This is a genomic window from Citrobacter sp. TBCS-14 (genome assembly GCF_005280805.1).
Classification (GTDB): domain Bacteria; phylum Pseudomonadota; class Gammaproteobacteria; order Enterobacterales; family Enterobacteriaceae; genus Citrobacter; species Citrobacter gillenii.
Genome location: NZ_SZWM01000099.1, coordinates 1 through 212, shown reverse-complemented (window position 1 = coordinate 212; position 212 = coordinate 1). Strand labels below are relative to the sequence as shown.

1 protein-coding gene is annotated in these 212 nt (G+C 59.0%); it reads right to left on the bottom strand.

What is annotated here, in order from left to right; genetic code table 11:
- The coding region (locus FDX22_RS00550) for an ABC transporter permease subunit (protein ID WP_146716569.1) at positions 1-212 on the bottom strand (212 nt) is incomplete at both ends.

Below are 212 nucleotides of genomic sequence, written 5' to 3'. Positions count from 1 at the left end.
GCCGTCCGCCGCCGGGTAAAATCTGCAAATGGCCATAAAACAGCACGATAACGCCGAGGCCCAACCAGAATGCCGGGGTCGAAATACCGGTGATCGCCATCAGGCGGACGAGGTGGTCGAGCCAACGGTTGCGCCAGACAGCAGACAGAATACCCAGCGGGATACCGATGATCAGCGCCAGCAGCAGAGAGCAGAAGGCCAATTCAAGAGTG